We start from the raw sequence: 16255 nt of genomic DNA, 5'->3' as shown, positions 1-16255 counted from the left end.
CGCGGGCGAGCGGCAGCCCGCGCGCGGCGGCCGCGCCGGCGAGCTTGTGGATCAGCACGGTGCCGGCGATCCCGCGTCGCTGGCCACGCTCGACGCGGCCGCGCAGCGACACGTCGTCGGCGACGATGACCGTCTCGACCGGAATGCCTTCGGCGCGCGCGAGTTCGGCGGCGAGCCCGAAATTGAGCCGGTCGCCGGTGTAGTTCTTCACGATCAGCAACGCGCCGTTCGGGCCGGCGCTGGCGCGGATCGCGGCGAGCACGGCGTCGGTGGACGGCGACGTGAACACTTCGCCGCAGACGGCCGCGCTCAGCATCCCTTCGCCGACATAGCCGCCGTGTGCGGGCTCGTGGCCGCTGCCGCCGCCGGAGAGGACGGCGACGGGGCGCTGCGCGGGCTCGGGCAGCGGCTGGCGGACGAGCACGTGCTCGTCGCCGAGGATCGCGACATGCGGCGACTGCCGTGCGATGCCTTCCAGCATTTCTTGCACGACATCGGACGGGCGGTTGACAAGCTTTTTCATGGCGACGGGTTCCGGACGGGTGAACGAGGCTCGGCCGGGCCCGCACGGGCGCCGGACGGCCTTTCGTGTTGCGCAGGATCGTGCGGGTGCTGTCGCCGGGGGCAGGCGGTCATGGAATGGATGACGTTCCGCACGGGCGAAGCGAGGCGCACGCTTCGCGCCACGATACATCAGGTTCGGACGTTGATGTATGGAGTGCGGCGCACGCCCATGCATGTTGTGAGATGCGAGGCCTTTGGCCGCGCATTCCGAGCGAGGAACGAGATGCAAGTTCGGCCACGGCCGTCAACGCCGAACTTCTATCGGCAGGCTGGTCGTCGGATTCGAGATGGCGTGCTCCGCCGTGAGCGCGCTACGGACAACAGAACATGCCCAGGCTCGACTTTGTTTTGTTCCATGGCGGTGCCCAGCCGCTTCGCGCATCCCTCAGTCCTTGCATCACCGATGTGTCAAGTGCGTGTCATGAGTGAATATGTTTTTTTTCGCTTGATTACCTCCCTATCGCACTGGATAGAATGCTACGCGTTCCTGATGAATACGGAATGGTTCGTACATTTTTGACGCTTCGACCATAGCTAAAAAACTGGGGATCCCAACATGCGAGACAACGGAGCACCGACGATGCCATCCGAGGAAATCGTCCCACTCGGCGACATCGAAAATATTGCACGACGCCATTTCGTGATGGGGCTCGGTGCAACGCTTCTGGCCGGATGCGGCGGCGACGGAAGCAACGCGGTGACAGGCGGTGAGCGTACTTCGGCAAACGGCATCAGCCAGGCGTCCGGCGTTGTTCCAGCTTCGGACGGTATCGGCGCAGGGGCGACGTCGGCAGGCACTGCCCAGACCCGCGCCTTCACGCATCCCGGGTTGCTGCATACCGAGGCGGATTTCGAACGCATGCGCGCTAAAGTCGGGGCCCACGCTTCCCCGTGGATCGACAGCTGGAACGTGCTCGTCGCCAACGGTCACACGCGCCTCACGAACAAGCCGAATCCGCAGGTCGGCATCTATCGCGGCAATGATCCCACGCATGGTCAGAACTACGGCGCGCTCTACAACGACATCGCCGCCGCCTATGGCGACGCGCTGCGCTGGAAGGTGTCGGACGACAAACGCTATGCCGACAAAGCCGTCGAGTATCTGGACCAATGGGCGTCGACGCTGACGACGCTTGGCGGCAGCGACGTGGCGCTCGCCGCCGGCATCTACGGCTACGAGTTCGCCAACGCAGCCGAAATCATGCGCGGCTACAGCGGCTGGAGTCCGGCCGGGCTTGCCGCGTTTCAGGCCATGATGCGCAAGGTCTTCTACCCGGTCAGCCATGCTTTCCTGACCCGTATCGACACCGCGATGGACACGCACTACTGGGCCAACTGGGGCCTGGCCAACATCGCGTGCGTGCTGGCCATCGGCGTGCTGTGCGACGATGCCGAGCTCGTCAACGAGGCCGTCACCCATTTCAAGACTGGCGGCAGTAACGGCTGCATCCGGCAAGCCGTGTACTACCTGCACCCCGGCAACCTCGGGCAATGGCAGGAAGCCGGCCGGGACCAGGGCCATAGCACGCTCGGCATTGCATTGACGGGCGCCATTTGCGAGATGGCGTGGAATCAGGGCATCGACCTGTACGGCCATGACAACAATCGCTTCCTGGCGGGCGCGGAATACGTGGCCAAGGCCAACCTGAAGCAGGCGGACGGCGCGTTCTATACGGTGCCTTTCGTCACGTACCAGAACAGCGCGGGCGTCACCCAGACGCAGTTCTCCACCGGCGGGCGAGGCGACGCCCTGGGGCGGCCCTGCTGGGCATTGGTGGCCAACCATTACATCAACCGCAAAGGTCTGGCGGCGCCCTACACTAAGCGCGCTGCCGAACTGGTGGCACCGGAAGGCGGCGGCGGCAACTACGGCCCCAACAGTGGCGGCTTCGATCAGCTTGGCTACGGCACGCTCACTTGCACGCTCGACCCCGGCACCCCCGCCGCAACGCCGACCGGCCTGACCGGCTACGCGAGCGCGGGCAAGGTGGTGCTGTCGTGGTGGGGCAGCAGCAACGCCGTCAGCTACAACGTGAAGCGCGCCACCATTGCCGGCGGGCCGTACAAAGCCATCCAGAGCGGGATCACCGATCTGCTGACCTATACCGATCTGCCAGCCGCTGCCGGCACGTATTTTTACGTCGTGACAGCGCAAACGATTGCGGGCGAATCGGCGTTCTCCAACGAAGTGAAAGTGATCACGGCGCAGCAGCTGCTCGCGCACCTCACGTTTGATGAAGGCAGCGGCATCACGGCCGCCGATAGCTCGGGCAACAGGCGCAATGGCACGCTCAACGGCGCAACGTGGGCGGCCGGGCACAACGGTAACGCGGTCTCGCTCAACGGCTCGGGCGCGTATGTCGCGTTGCCCGACGATCTGCTGGTCGATGTATCGGACTTCACCATCGCTTCCTGGGTGTTCTGGAACGGCGCGCAAACGTGGGCACGCCTGTTCGACTTCGGCACGGGCTTCCACCGCTACATGATGTTCACGCCGCGCGGGCAGTTGCGCAACGGCTGGGCCGGCATGCGCTTCGCCATGACGGCCAACGGCCCCGGTGACGGTCCACCGGAACAGATCATCGACGCCCCCACCGAGCTGCCGAGCAAGCGATGGGTGCATGTGGCCGTCACGCTATCGGGTTCGACCGGCACGATCTACGTGGACGGCACGCCCGTCAGCACCAACACGGCGATGTTCCAGGCGCCGTTCCGCTTGGGCAGTACCACGCAGAACTGGCTGGGCAAATCGCAATACAGTGCCGACGCCACGTTCCACGGCCTGATCGACGATTTCCGCATCTATCGCGGTGCGCTCAGCGCTGCGCAGATTGCGTCGCTCATGGCGAATTGATTGCGCGGGCCCGATGGCGGGCCCTGCGATGGACCGCTTTCCTAAGGACTTCTGATGACCGTGTTTTCTCAACGATGGATTGCCGTTGCGGCGATGGCGTGTGCGTTATGGGGCTGTGGTGACGGATCCGATAGCACGACAGGTGTGACCCATGCGGGTGCCAATGCAGCCGCCAATCGTAGCCAGATCGGCGGAAATGGCAGCGGCAGCAACCTGCCGGCGGCCAGCTGGACCAGCGTCAAGTGGGGCGGCGGCGGCTATGTGACCGGCCTGATCTACCATCCCGTCAACGCGAGCCTGCTGTACGCACGTACCGACGTTGGCGGCGCGTACCGCTGGAACGCGACCAACTCGACGTGGACGCCCATCACCGACGGCATCGGTTTCGGCTCGGGCGAGGGCGATTTCCACGGCGTCGAAAGCCTCGCGCTCGACCCGAACAACGATCAGCTCGTCTACATGGTGACCGGCATTACCGTGACGCAGGGTCACAACGGCCGCATCTACATCTCGAGCAACCGCGGCGATACCTGGACGCACTACGACCTGCCGTTCCCGGTGGGCGGCAACGACAACGGCCGCGCCACGGGCGAGCGCCTGCAGGTCGACCCGAACAATCCGTCGACGCTGTTCTACGGATCGCGCACGGCCGGCCTGTGGAAGAGTGCCGATTCGGGCCGGACCTGGACGCAGGTCACGGGTCTGTCCTCCACCACGATCAGCGGCGGCAGTTCCCCGATCGGCGTCGAACAGGTGATCTTCGATACGTCGGGCAAGGGGAGTGGCCAGCCGACCTGGATCATGTGGGCCACCGTCGCCCCGGATTACGCCAACGCGGCGGGCCTGACGTCGACCCTGTACAAGTCCACCAACGGCGGCTTCTCGTGGACGCCGGTGCCCGTCCCGCCGACGGTGTCCGGCTACTACATCCCGCACGCCGTGCGCACGTCCGACGGCAACTTCTACGTGGTGTTCAACGCGGGCGTCGGCCAGGGCATCGGCGGGCCGAGCTCTCTCTACAAGTTCGGCGGAAGCAACGACAGCAACTGGACGCTGCTCAACCGCTCCAGCAGCAACGGCTTTGGCGGCCTGTCCGTCTCCGGTCTGGGCGCGTCCGCCCGCATCGCATTGGGCATGACCGGCTGGAGCGACACCAGCAAGACCATCCAGCTATCCGACGACGGCGGCAGCACGTGGCGCGAAATCGAGGCCGGCATGCCGCATATCGGCACTGCCTCGGGTGGCTGCGCCGGCTGGGTCGAGAGCGTCGCCATCGACCCGGCCAATCGCGATCACGTCATGCACGTCCACGGCGGCGGCATCTGCGAAACCATGAACGCCTCGTCGCCCACGCCAACCTGGCGCGCCAAGGTCGACAACCTCGAGGAAACCGTGACGCTGGCGCTCGTCACGGCGCCGCCCGGTGCGTCGTACAAGTTCATCAACAGCGCCGGCGACATCGGCACGTGGGTCAATACGGATCTCTCGACGAGGCCGACGAAAGGCCCGTTGAACACGTGGAGCAGCGGCAATTCGGCCGACATGTCGTGGTCCGATCCGACGTACATCGCCGCCGCGGGCGTCGACAACGCCAACGGCTATGCGACCAAGGGCTTCTGGTCCGGCGACAGCGGCAATAGCTGGTCGACGTTCGCGTCGCTGCCCACCGGCGCCGCGGCAAGCCAGAGCAACGTGGGCAACCTGGTCGTCTCGTCCCGCAACAACGTGACCTGGGCACCGCCGGACTCGGTGCCGTCGTACACGACAAACAATGGCGCCAGCTGGACGGCGACCAACCTGCCGGCGTTCAGTGCCACATGGAACGGCTTCCCGCGTGCCTACCGCCTGGCCGCGGACCGCAAGAACCCGAACAAGGTCTATGCCTACGACTCCGGCGGCGCACCGTGGAGCTGGCAGCGCGGCAAGATCTACGTCTCGAACGACGGCGGCCACACGTTCGCGCTGAGCCAGGGCTCGGTGAACGCGAACCTGGCGTGGAATGCGTGGCGGGATACGTCGATGGCGGTCAATCCGAACGCCGAGGGTGACCTCTGGCTGGCCGACGGCACGGCCGTGTACCACTCGGTGGACTCGGGGGCGACCTGGACGAAGCTCGGCGTCTTTGCGTCGACCAACGACACACCGGGCGCCACCGTGATCGCGTTGGGCAGGGCGCCGACCGGTTCGTCGTACTCGGCCGCGGTCTACGTGGAAGGCACATTGAACGGCGTCTGGGGTATTTACCATTCCGACGACGGTGGTGCAACGTGGGCGCGCTTCAACGATGACGCGCACCAATTCGGCGGCTCCGGCGTGATGGCCGGCGACTGGAACACGTATGGCAGGATTTACGTCAACGGCGCCGCTCGCGGTCTGGTCTATAGCAATTGAGGTTGATCGACCGTAAGGGGCCATTCTCGACGTCTATGTCACGGTGCGCTGACCAACGAGCATGGGTGTCCACCGATTGGGGAGGTGGGCACCTATGGCCGACAAAGACGCTGAGTTGACCGTTTGCCGCTACGGTACGATCGCCTGCTCAAGCTCTGGCTCGCGCCACGATACATCGGGTTCGAACGTTGATGCACATAACGCTGCGCGATCGCGCCGGAGCGAGGCAGCGGTGCGCCCCCATACGTGGCTACTTCATCGCCGCGATTTCCTTCGCGCGAATCAGCCGCGCCCGCAGCACGTTGCGGCTGATGCCGAGCAGCCGTGCGGCCTGGATCTGGTTGCGGTGGCTGAATTCGAACGCGACGCGCATCACGGTGTCCTCGATGCGTTCGAACAGGTTGCCGTGATCCTCGTCGAACAGGTCGCGCAGCGCGCGTTCGAGTGCGGCTTGTGCACCGGTGGCCGGGTCGGGTTCCGGCGCTGACGTACTCGAGGCGGCCTGCGACACACCCGGCGACGCGATATGCAGGTCGGCCTCCTGCAGCGAGTCGTTCCGACTCACGAGCAACGCGTGATGGATCACGTTCTCGAGTTCGCGGATGTTGCCCGGCCAGCTGTGTGCCTCGAGCCGGCGCTCGGCGCGCGGGTCGATGCTGCGCGGCCCGTAGCCGAGGCGGCTGCGGTAGTCGTCGAAGAAGTGGCGCGCGAGCGGCAGGATGTCGCCCGGGCGTTCGCGCAGCGTCGGCACCGCGAGCTGCACGACGTTGAGCCGGTAAAACAGGTCGCCGCGAAACTGCCCGTTCGCGACGGCCTGCTGCAGATCCACGTTGGTCGCGGCAACCACGCGCACGTCGATCGGCACGCCGGTGCGCGAACCGAGCCGCACGACCTCGCGCTCCTGCAGCACGCGCAGCAGCTTGACCTGCATCGACAGCGGCAGGTCGCCGATCTCGTCGAGAAACAGCGTGCCGCCGTTCGCGGCCTCGAACCAGCCGGGCTTCGCGCTGAACGCGCCGGTAAACGCGCCTTTCTCGTGCCCGAACAGTTCGCTCTCGACGAGTGTCTCGGAGAAGGCGCCGCAGTTCACCGCGATGAACGGCCCGTTGCTGCGGCGGCTGAGGCCATGCACGTGGCGCGCGATCAGTTCCTTGCCGGTGCCGGTCTCGCCGACGATCAGCACGTTCGCATCGCTCGGCGCGACCAGGCGAATCCGGTCGAGCAGCGCGACCGAGCGCGGATCGACGAACACCTGCGCGCGGGCACGAATGGATGTCGCGAGCGCGGGCCGGTCGGGCAGCGTGAGGACGGGCGCGGCGTCGGGCCACGCATCGGAAGGGGTGTGATTCACGAGTAGAAGCCCGGCGTCGGATAGGTTCGCTTGAGCGCCCATTCGCCGATCTCGCGAATCTTGTACGCGAGCGGGTCGTGGAGCGTATGGGTGCGCAGGTTGCGCCAGTGCCGGTCGAGCCGCAGCGCGCCGTGCGTCGCGCGGGCGCCGGCGACGTCGAACATCCGCGTGCAGAGATCGAGGCCGGTGCGCGCGGCCGACACCTTCGCGGCGGCCGTGGCGAGCGCGACCTGGCCGCGCTCCGCCTGGGTGAGCGCCGCATCGCGCGACCATGCGGCGTCGAGCCGGTCCGCCGCGCGATCGGCGAGCACGCGCGCGGCTTCGAGCCCGACCCAGAATTCGCCGTACTGGCCGAGGATGTACGGATCGTCGCCGGTGCTCGCGACCTGCGCGCCGGGCCACGGCCGCGCCTCGTGCAGCGTGTAGTGCCGCGCGTCGTTGAACGCGGCTTCGGCGATGCCGAGATACACGTTCGTCAGCACGAGCTGCGCGACGAGCGGGCGCAGGCACGCGAACGGCGTCGACAGCGGGCCGGGGTCCGTCAGCAGTTCGTGATCCTCGACGCGCACCTTCTCGAACGTGACCGTGCCGCTGTCGGTCTGGCGCTGGCCGATGTTGTTCCAGTCGTCGGCGATCGAGATGCCGCTGCGCTGCGTCGGCACGGCCGCGATCAGGAATGCGCGCGTCTGCGCATCGTGCGCGGACGCGATCAGCATCTGTGAATCGAGCGCCCCCGAGCAAAAGCTCTTCTGGCCACTGAATTCGTGCCACGCGCCGTGCGAGCGGCTGAGCGTGCGCTCGTCGAGCGGATTCAGCGCGTTGCCCCAGAACCACTGCTGGCGCGCGGTGCGTTCGAACCACGATTCCCATTGCGTGGGCGCGCCGAACAGCCGCACGGTCGCGAGCATCAGGTGGTGGAAACCGAACACGTGCGCGAGCGAACTGTCGGCCGCGGCGAGCACGCGGACGACGTCGAGCGTCGTGCGCCAGCTCGCGCCGAGGCCGCCGTAGGCAGACGGGATGCTCAGCGCGAGCAGGCCGCTGTCGCGCAGCTGGTCGCGCTCGGCCTTCGGCGTGCCGCCCTGCTGGTCGCGTTCGGCCGCGGTGCGGGCAAAGCCGGCCGCCAGGCGCTCGGCGGTTTGCAGGGCGTCAGGAGGAGCCGGTTCGTCGCGGGACGGCGCGACGACGCGCAGGCCTTCCGCGCGGGGCGATACGGAAATGGGTGTCATGGCGGTGAATGCGTCGGGTTGCTGCACGAAAACGGTCAGGTCGCAAAGGGCGTTGCTGACCGGGTGCTGCGTGATCAGCAGAGTGTTCAACGTTTTGAGCAACGCGGGAAACATCGAATTCTGATAACCAATGCGGGAATGCTGCGCTGGACGCAGCCGGGCACGGAGATGTCGCGCAACGTAGCGATCGGCGGCACGCAGGGTGACGATGCAGCAGTCATGTCGGCGCTATTGCAAGTGCGGGACGCGTCACGCTGGCGCATGAACGCGAAAAGCTGGCGCCAATGCATGCCAATGGACGCCACGCACTTGCCGGAATCCGTGTTGAAGCGGAAAGGCGCGAGTGCCGCACACCGCGCTGCTGATCACGCAGCAGCGCATCAGCAGCGTTGTTTCCCCGAGTTCATCGCGCTGCGGAATATGGTTGTGATGCACTGGCTGGCACGCTTATCAACGTGCGGCGATCGTTGGGAACGCCATGACAGGCCGTCGATCGCGATGCATTTCGTCATGCACACGATCGTTTTTGCTCTCGATCATCGAAATGGCACGCTCCTTGCTGACCCAAGACGTGACGGGTGCGCTGGCACCCGACTCGACAATGGGAATGCAACCGATGAGCAATGCAATCAACGTGGTCGCGATATCGGGCGGCCTGCAGCGGCCGTCGCGCACGCTGGCGCTGACCGACGCGATCGTTTCGGCACTCGGCGCCGCGCTGCCGATCGAAACACGGCTGATCGAACTTGGCGAGATCGGCGGCCGGCTGGCCGGTGCGCTGACGCGCGCGCAGGTGCCGGCCGACCTCGATGCGCAGATCCGCGCGATCGAGACGGCCGACGCGCTCGTCGTCGCGAGCCCCGTCTATCGCGCGTCGTACACGGGCCTCTTCAAGCACCTGTTCGATCTCGTGCATCACGAAGCGCTGATCGACGTGCCCGTGCTGCTCGCGGCCACCGGCGGCAGCGAGCGTCATGCGCTCGTGATCGACCATCAGCTCCGTCCGCTGTTCAGCTTCTTCCAGGCCCGCACGCTGCCGATCGGCGTGTATGCGTCCGAAAGCGATTTCGACCAGTACCAGATCACGAACCCGGCGCTGCGCGCGCGTATCGCGCTCGCCGTCGATCGCGCGGTGCCGCAATTGCGCCCGCATGCGCTTTCCGTCGCGGCCGCGTAGGCCGCCTGCGTTTTCTTTTCCGACCAGGACACACTCATGAGCCATCCCGACCCTTCCGCCGACGGCGTCAAGTTCGCCTACTGGGTGCCGAACGTCAGCGGCGGCCTCGTCGTCAGCACGATCGAGCAGCGCACCGACTGGAGCCTCGAATACAACCAGCAGCTCGCGCGCACGGCCGAGGCGGCCGGCTTCGACTACGCGCTGAGCCAGATCCGCTTCACGGCCGGCTACGGCGCCGAACACCAGCACGAGTCGGTGTCGTTCAGCCAGGCGCTGCTGCATGCGACGACGAAGCTCAAGGTGCTCGCCGCGATCCTGCCGGGGCCGTGGCATCCGGCCGTGGTCGCGAAGCAGCTCGCGACGATCGACCACATCTCGAACGGGCGCATCGCGATCAACGTGGTGAGCGGCTGGTTCAAGGGCGAATTCACCGCGATCGGCGAGCCGTGGCTCGAGCACGACGAACGCTATCGGCGCTCGAAGGAATTCATCCAGGCGCTGAAGGGCATCTGGACGCAGGACAACTTCACGTTCAAGGGCGACTTCTACCGCTTCAACGACTACACGCTGAGCCCGAAGCCGGTGCAGAAGCCGCACCCGGAGATTTTCCAGGGCGGCAGCTCGCGGGCGGCGCGCGACAACGCGGCGAGCGTGTCGGACTGGTACTTCACGAACGGCAATACGCCGGAGAACCTGAAGGCGCAGATCGACGACATCCGCGCGAAGGCGGCGGCGAACAATCATCGTGTGCGCATCGGCGTCAACGCGTTCGTGATCGCGCGCGATACCGAGGAAGAGGCGAAGGCCGTGCTCGACGACATCATCCGGCACGCGCACGTCGAGGCCGTGCACGCGTTCGGCGACGCGGTGAAGCAGGCCGGCAAGGCATCGCCCGAAGGCGAGGGCAACTGGGCGAAGTCGACGTTCGAGGATCTCGTGCAGTACAACGACGGCTTTCGCACGAACCTGATCGGCACGCCGCAGCAGATCGCCGAACGCATCGTCGCGCTGAAGGCGATCGGCGTCGATCTCGTGCTCGCGGGGTTCCTGCATTTCATCGAGGAAGTCGAGTACTTCGGCAAGCGCGTGCTGCCGCTCGTGCGCGAACTCGAGGCGCAGCGGCAGGCGGTTGCCGCGTAACGCGGAGGCCGGTGTGCGGCGGGCAGTCACGCGTGCTGCGTGCGGGCCGATTGCAGGGGTGACACCGACGATTCTTGCGGGTCATCCTGATTTGACGTTTCGGATACCGAAACAGAAGGTCGGCGGATGCTTCTCGGCACCGCCGGCCGGTTCACGAGCTTTGCCGGAAAAACCATGTCTACGGAAATCATCGAAGAAAACGTGCAACCGCAAGCGAGCGCCACGCCCGTTCCCGTCATCGGCTCGGATGCCGAGGCACTCGACGTCGCGCACCAGGTCGCGGCCCGACTGGCCGAGCACGCCGCGTTGCGCGACCGAGAGCGCAAGCTGCCGTTCGACGAGATCGAGCTGTTTTCGTCGAGCGGCCTGTGGGGCATTACCGTGCCGCGCGAATACGGCGGCGCGGAAGTGTCGAACGTGACGCTCGCGGAAGTGATCGCGATCGTTTCGCAGGCGGACCCGTCGCTCGGCCAGATCCCGCAGAACCACTATTGCCTGATCGAGGACATCCGCCTCGAAGGCAGCGACGCGCAGAAGCGCTTCTTCTTCGATCTCGTCCTGAAGGGCACGCGCTATGGGAACGCGTTCTCCGAGGCGGGCGGCAAGAACGTGCTCGACATTCAGACGCGGGTGCGCCGCGACGGCGATGCGTTCGTGCTGAACGGCCGCAAGTTCTATTCGACCGGCACGCTGTTCGCGCACTGGATTCCGGTGCTCGCGCTCGACGAGTCGGACCAGGCCGTGCTCGCATTCGTGCGGCAGGGCGCGCCGGGGCTGAGCGTCGTGGATGACTGGAGCGGCTTCGGGCAGCGCACGACCGCGAGCGGCACGGTGATCGTCGAGAACGTGCGCGTGAGCCCGTTCGAAATCTTCCACACGCAGCGTTCGTACGACCGCCCGACTTTCGCGGGCCCGTTCGCGCAGATCACGACCGCCGCGATCGATCTCGGGATCGCGCGCGCCGCGCTGCAGGACACGATCGCGTTCGTGCAGGAGCATGCGCGCCCGTGGATCGACAGTGGTGTCGATCGCGCGAGCGAGGATCCGCTGACGGTCGCGCAGATCGGCGATATCGCGTACCGCGTGCACGCGGCCGAAGCGCTGCTCGCGCGCTCGGGGCGCTTCGTCGACGCGGCGAAGCACGCGCCAAGCGAGGAAACGGTCGCGCTGGCCGCGATCGCGGTGGGCGAGGCGAAGATCGCGACGACCGAGGTGTCGCTGCTCGCGGCGAGCAAGCTGTTCGAGCTTGGCGGCAGCAAGTCGACGCTCGCGAAATACAACTTCGATCGTCACTGGCGCAACGCCCGCGTGCATACGCTGCACGATCCGGTGCGCTGGAAGTATCACGCGATCGGCAACTACTACCTCAACGGCGTGAAGCCCGCGCGCCATTCCTGGAATTGACCGGCTCGCGCCGGCGTATTCAACGCAACGAAACATGGGCAAGGAATTGGGGTGGCCGCACCGGCAGCCGCCACCGCCGCGTAGTTGGCCCACGCGTCACCGCTTCATTCCTGACGAGGTAAACCAATGAGTCATCCAGCAAGCACCGCGCAGGCACTCCCTGCGCAAAGCGCCGTGCCGCAGGCAGGCGGCCTGCGGCGCAACTACCTGAGCCTGCCCGAACTGATCGCGCAGTCGATCGGCCTCGTCGGCGTGTCGGGCGGGATCGGCGTACTGATTCCCGCCGTATTCGCGACGGCCGGCAACGGGACCTGGCTCGCGTACCTGTTCGCGATCGTCGCGCTGCTGTTCGCGTCGTGGAGCATCGCGGTGTTCGCACGCGACTCGGCGTCGCCGGGCGCGCTGTATGCGTACGTGTCGGCCGGCATCGGGCCGGTCTGGGGCGCGATCTGCGGCTGGTCGCTGCTGATTGCCTATGCGGTGGCCGCCGCGGGCATCCTGCAGGGGACGATCAACACGTTTCTGGTGCTGGGCCGCGAAACCGGGCTGCTCGGCAGCGCGACGCCGCTCGGCGCGGTGCTCGGGCTGACGGTCGTCACCGCGTTCGCTGCGTGGTACATCGCGTTTCGCGACATCCGGCTGTCCACGCGCTTCACGCTGTTCGTCGAACTCGCGACGCTGCTGCTGATCGCCGTCGTCGTGATCGGGACGATCGCGTTCGGCGGGCATCCGGTCGATCGCGCGCAACTGACGCTGGAAGGCGTGAAGCCGACGCAGTTGCAGCTCGGGATGGTGCTCGCGTTCTTCAGCTTCACCGGGTTCGAGAGTGCGACCGTGCTCGGCGCGGAAGCGCGTGACCCGTTCCGTGCGATTCCGCGCGCGGTGCTGATCAGCGTCGTCGGGCCGGCGATCCTGTTCGTGATCGGCGCGTACGGGATGGTGAGCGCGTTCCACGGGCAGACGCCGTCGCTCGATCAGGTCGACGGCCCGCTCGCGGTGCTCGCGCATCGGCTCGGGGCCGGCTGGGTCGGCGTGCTGATCGACGCGGGCGTGGCGTTGAGTTTCTTCGCGGCGTTCTTCTCGTCGATCAATGCGGCGGCGCGGATCGTCTATACGTTCGGGCGGCAGGGTGTGCTGCATGCGTCGACGGGCCAGGCGCACGAGCGGAATGCGACGCCGCACGTCGCGGTGGCGCTGATCGCGGTGCTGGCGCTGGTGACCGCGCTGGTGTTCACCGCACGCGGCACCGCGCTGCTCGATTCGTATGGTTATCTGAGTTCGATCGCGACGTACGGCTGGCTGCTTGCGTACGTGCTGGTGGCGATCGGCGCGCCGCTTTATCTGCGCCGGCAGCGCCGGCTGCGTGCACGGCATGTGGCGATCAGCGTCGTGGCGGTCGTGCTGCTCGCGATTCCGCTGGCCGGCAGCGTGTATCCGGTGCCGGCGGGCGTCTATGCGTGGCTGCCTTATGTGTTCGTCGCCTTGCTGGCGATCGGGCTCGGGTGGTTCCTGGTATTGCGCGTCCGGTTCCCGGAGCGGCTGCGCGAGCTGGAGGCCGAGCTGCTGACGAAGTGACGGCGTGGCGCCGCTGGCGGGTGGTCGGCGGTGACGGCGTGATATTGATCCGGATACCGAATCAGGGGGCGGTGCATACCGACGCATCCGCGCGCTGCTTACTCGGTCGCGTCGAAATCGTCCTCCCGGCCGTTCAGCATCGCGGTCAGCGTGCGCAGGCCGGCATCGAGCTGATCCATGGTCGGCGCGGCCAGCGCGAGCCGGACTGCGTTCGGCGCATGGCCGGACGACACGGCGAAGGTGGTCGACGGCGTCAGCCCGATGTCGCGCCGGGCCGCGGCTGCGACGAGGGCTTGCGAACGCCAGTGCGCCGGCAACGTCAGCCACAGGTGATAGCACTTGCCGTTGGTCCGGACATCGAAACCCGCGAGGCGCTCGATCGCCAGCGCCTGACGCGCGCTGGCGTCGATGCGTTTCAATCTCGCGAGTTCGGCCACGGTGCCGTCGCGCATCAATCGCTGCGCGGCTGCAAACGCGAACCCGGAAGCGGTCCATCCCCCCGAGCGTACCGACGCCATCACGCTTTCGCGCAGCCGCGGCGGCGGCACGATGAAGCCGAGGGTCAGGCCTGGCGTGACCCGCTTGGACAGGCTGTCGATCACGATGCAGGCATCTGGAGCGAGTGCGGCCAGCGGCGGCTCGTCGCCGAGAAAACCGTAAACGTTGTCTTCGATGACCGGTATGTCGAGCTTGTCGACGACACGCAGCAGGTCGGCGCGGCGAGCGGCGCTCATCGTCGTGCCCAGCGGATTCTGGATGGCCGGCTGAACGTAGATCGCCGACAGCCTGGCCTCGCGGTGAGCCTTTTGCACGGCGTCGGGCCGAACGCCGTCTTCGTCCATCGCCAGCGGCACCAGCGAGATCCCCAGCTTGGCCGCGATGCCCTTGATGAACGGGTAGGTCAGTGCCTCCACGCCACAGCGCCCGCCGGTCGGCACGACGGCGGCAACGGCCGCGGCGATGCTTTGCCGCCCGTTGCCGGTAAACACGAGCTGGTCGGGCGATGGGGCCCATTCATGCTGCGCCAGATACGCGGCGGCAACGCTTCGGATGGCCGGGGTCCCGGTACTCGTCGCCTCGCGTAACGCGGCGTCGAGCTCCCCAGGTCGGTGCAATCCGCGCAGGCTTCTGGTGATCAACGCGGTCTGGGCCGGGACGGTCGGGTAGTTGAACTCGAGATCGATCCGAACGCCGCGCGGCTCGCCCGGCGCAGCGGCCCCGCGTCGCGTCTCGCCCGACACGAAAGTGCCCCGACCGACTTCACCGACCACCAGGCCGCGGCGCAGCAATTCCGCATAAACCCGTCCCGCCGTCGATGCGGCGATGCCATGCTGGTCAGCGAAATGACGCTGCGGAGGCAGGCGGTCGCCCGGCCTGAGCGTGCCGTCGGCAATTTGGGCGGCGATCGCGTCTGCCAACTGCAGATACTCGGAATTCGACATGGATTGCACCGATAACAATGATTATTGCACCGAGGTCAATGTTTTAATTGCACTGAGTCTAACGGCGGTGCATTCTGCTTTCATCAAGTCGATTGTACCGGGGCTGACATGCTTGTGCGGCCCGTGCGGCCCACGGTGCGTTGGTGTACCGCATCTCCCCGGCATCCCATTGGAGAAGCAGCATGCGTGCAACGCGTTCAACCCGGATCCACCGTGCGGCGATGCCGCCCGTGCGACCCGCTCCGTGGCAGTCCGCCACGCCGCGATTCGAACCGGCACGGAGGTCGTGATGGCGACCCCTGCTGCGATGGGCCTGCAATTGACGCTGGCCACGATCCTGATCGCGTTTGCCGGCGTGTTCGTGATCGCGCTCATGCGCGGCGCGTTCGGTGGCGGATTCGCGATCATCGGCATTCCGCTGCTGTCACTCGTGATGGACCCGGTGACGGCCGGCGGCTTGCTCGCCCCGTTGTTCATCGCGATGGATCTGTTCGCGCTGCGGTACTGGAAGCCGTCGACATGGTCGAAGCCCGACCTCGTGCTGCTCCTGCCGGGGCTGGTGATCGGTATCGGGTTCGGTTACCTGGCTTTCCGCTTCCTCGACCATCGCGCCATCGAGCTGTTGATGGCGGTGGTCACGCTGGTCTTCGTCGGGTTGTGGGTGAGGGGCGGCGCGAAACCGACGGTTCGTCCGCGTTCGTCGCCGAAGGCCGTCTCGGCCGGCCTTGCATCGGGCGTCACGACGATGGTCGCGCACTCGGGCGGTCCGCCGCTCGCGATGTATCTGCTGCCGCTCGGCCTCAGCAAGGAGATGTACGCGGGAACGACGAGCCTGTTCTTCACCGTGGGCAATGCGATCAAGGCGGTGCCGTGGCTGCTGATCGTGCGGCCGACCGCGAATGTCTGGGCGTTGATGGCGGTGTGCCTGCTTGCCATTCCGGCCGGCGTGGTGTGCGGCTGGCGGCTTCACGGCAGGCTGGATCAGCGCCTGATCTACCGGAGTTGCTACGGATTGCTCGCGGTGACCGCGTTGAAACTGCTCTGGGACGGCGTTTCCGGCTATCTCGCGTAAAACCGGCGCGCGGCTGTCCTGGTTCCGGTGGCATCCGCTCGATGGCGTGATTGGCG

The 16255-nt window shown here is 66.6% G+C and carries 11 protein-coding genes; 7 read left to right on the top strand and 4 right to left on the bottom strand.

Annotation, left to right across the window (positions count from 1 at the left end; translation table 11 throughout):
- The coding region (locus G3N98_RS20745; RefSeq protein ID WP_206149089.1) for a dihydroxyacetone kinase subunit DhaK at positions 1 to 523 on the bottom strand (523 nt) is incomplete at its 3' end.
- A 621-nt stretch (positions 524 to 1144) separates the two neighbouring features.
- Here G3N98_RS20745 and G3N98_RS20740 point away from each other — a divergent pair.
- On the top strand, positions 1145 to 3418 hold the full coding sequence (locus tag G3N98_RS20740) for a LamG-like jellyroll fold domain-containing protein (protein ID WP_206149088.1): 2274 nt from the start codon (positions 1145 to 1147) through the stop codon (positions 3416 to 3418).
- Between the two features lie 144 nt (positions 3419 to 3562).
- Positions 3563 to 5809: a dockerin gene (locus tag G3N98_RS20735; RefSeq protein WP_346779098.1), complete on the top strand. Its 2247-nt coding sequence runs from the start codon at positions 3563 to 3565 to the stop codon at positions 5807 to 5809.
- Positions 5810 to 6059: 250 nt separating this feature from the next.
- On the opposite strand, the gene G3N98_RS20730 is transcribed toward G3N98_RS20735, so the two are convergent.
- On the bottom strand, positions 6060 to 7160 hold the full coding sequence (locus tag G3N98_RS20730) for a sigma-54 dependent transcriptional regulator (protein ID WP_206149086.1): 1101 nt from the start codon (positions 7158 to 7160) through the stop codon (positions 6060 to 6062).
- Positions 7157 to 8503, bottom strand: coding sequence for an acyl-CoA dehydrogenase family protein (locus tag G3N98_RS20725; protein WP_241026009.1), 1347 nt, complete (start codon positions 8501 to 8503; stop codon positions 7157 to 7159). The genes G3N98_RS20730 and G3N98_RS20725 overlap by 4 nt, the downstream gene beginning before the upstream one ends.
- A 502-nt stretch (positions 8504 to 9005) precedes the next feature.
- On the opposite strand from G3N98_RS20725, the gene msuE reads away from it, so the two are divergent.
- From msuE to G3N98_RS20705, 4 genes are all read left to right on the top strand, one after another.
- Positions 9006 to 9566, top strand: a complete 561-nt coding sequence (gene msuE, locus G3N98_RS20720; RefSeq protein ID WP_041492695.1) for an FMN reductase — start codon at positions 9006 to 9008, stop codon at positions 9564 to 9566.
- 36 nt (positions 9567 to 9602) lie between these two features.
- Positions 9603 to 10706: a dimethylsulfone monooxygenase SfnG gene (gene sfnG, locus G3N98_RS20715; RefSeq protein ID WP_206149085.1), complete on the top strand. Its 1104-nt coding sequence runs from the start codon at positions 9603 to 9605 to the stop codon at positions 10704 to 10706.
- Between the two features lie 174 nt (positions 10707 to 10880).
- On the top strand, positions 10881 to 12110 hold the full coding sequence (locus G3N98_RS20710; protein WP_206149084.1) for an SfnB family sulfur acquisition oxidoreductase: 1230 nt from the start codon (positions 10881 to 10883) through the stop codon (positions 12108 to 12110).
- 126 nt (positions 12111 to 12236) lie between these two features.
- Complete coding sequence (locus tag G3N98_RS20705; RefSeq protein WP_089476451.1) at positions 12237 to 13685, top strand: APC family permease; 1449 nt, start codon at positions 12237 to 12239, stop codon at positions 13683 to 13685.
- 98 nt (positions 13686 to 13783) lie between these two features.
- On the opposite strand, the gene G3N98_RS20700 is transcribed toward G3N98_RS20705, so the two are convergent.
- Positions 13784 to 15127 (bottom strand): PLP-dependent aminotransferase family protein, encoded by a 1344-nt coding sequence (locus tag G3N98_RS20700; protein ID WP_206149083.1) that lies wholly within the window; start codon positions 15125 to 15127, stop codon positions 13784 to 13786.
- On the opposite strand from G3N98_RS20700, the gene G3N98_RS20695 reads away from it, so the two are divergent.
- On the top strand, positions 15126 to 16199 hold the full coding sequence (locus G3N98_RS20695) for a sulfite exporter TauE/SafE family protein (protein WP_241026008.1): 1074 nt from the start codon (positions 15126 to 15128) through the stop codon (positions 16197 to 16199). The two genes, G3N98_RS20700 and G3N98_RS20695, sit on opposite strands and share 2 nt — an antisense overlap.
- Positions 16200 to 16255: the final 56 nt, after the last annotated feature.

The sequence above is a fragment of the Burkholderia sp. Tr-20390 genome, from assembly GCF_017104595.1.
Lineage (GTDB): Bacteria > Pseudomonadota > Gammaproteobacteria > Burkholderiales > Burkholderiaceae > Burkholderia.
Note: the sequence above shows the minus strand (reverse complement) of the source record. Positions and strands in the feature narration are given on the sequence as shown.